Raw genomic sequence first — 1,046 nt, 5'->3', positions numbered from 1 at the left:
TATATTGTCGAGGAGCTTGCGTTATGCCAGGAAGCAGACGGAACAGGATTAATCTCAGGAATTCCAAGAGGAAAAGCGATATTTCAGGAAGTAAAGGAAGGAAAAATTTATTCCCAAGGCTTCGATTTGAATGGAGGCTGGGTGCCTTTATATACCATGCATAAAGTGTTTGCAGGCTTACGGGATGCCTATTTGCACACAGATAATGAGAAGGCTCTTGCAGTAGAAACGAAGCTTGGGCTTTGGCTTGAGGATATGGTAAAGGACCTTTCAGAAGAACAAATGGATGAATTGCTGAAGTGTGAGTTCGGAGGAATGGCTGAGGTGCTTGCTGATTTAGCTGTACATACTGGTGAAATGCGCTTTTTTGCACTTTCAGAAAGATTTTATCACAAAGAGGTGCTTGATCCACTAGCAGATAAAAAGGATGCACTCGCAGGAAAGCATGCCAACACACAAATACCAAAAGTTGTTGCTGCAGCAAGGCAGTATGAGATATCCGGCAACGAAACATATAAGGAAATATCAGAGTACTTCTGGAATACGGTTGTTCATGAGCATTCCTATGTAATAGGAGGAAATTCTCTTAATGAGCATTTTGGCGAGGCAGGTAAGCAGAATGATAGATTAGGTGAAAATACATGCGAAACATGTAATTCGTATAATATGTTGAAATTGACAAAGCATCTTTTCAGATGGAAACCGACTGCTGAGGAGGGAGATTATTATGAAAGAGCACTTTATAACCACATACTCGCTTCCCAGCATCCAGGTGATGGCAGTGTTTGTTATTTCGTTTCGCTCGACATGGGTGGCCATAAAAAGTATAACTCAAAGTTTGACAGCTTTACATGCTGTGTAGGATCAGGCATGGAAAACCATGCAAGCCATGGAAATGCCATTTATTTTCATGACGAAAGCAAGCTTTACATCAATCAATACATTTCTTCACGACTTGAGTGGAAGGAAATGGGAGTTGTTGTTGAGCAAAAAACAGCATACCCGAAGAATGGCAGAATCAGGATAGAAATAGCTGCCTCTGCAGA

General features: G+C 41.3%; 1 protein-coding gene. It reads left to right on the top strand.

All coding sequences use genetic code 11. From position 1 onward, the window contains the following. Window positions 1-1,046, top strand: a 1,046-nt coding sequence (locus tag AB0G52_RS41380) for a beta-L-arabinofuranosidase domain-containing protein (protein WP_361344523.1), incomplete at both ends; no start/stop codon positions are given.

This window comes from Streptomyces sp. NPDC021562, from assembly GCF_040640875.1.
Classification (GTDB): Bacteria; Actinomycetota; Actinomycetes; order Streptomycetales; family Streptomycetaceae; genus Streptomyces.
Note: the sequence above shows the minus strand (reverse complement) of the source record. Positions and strands in the feature narration are given on the sequence as shown.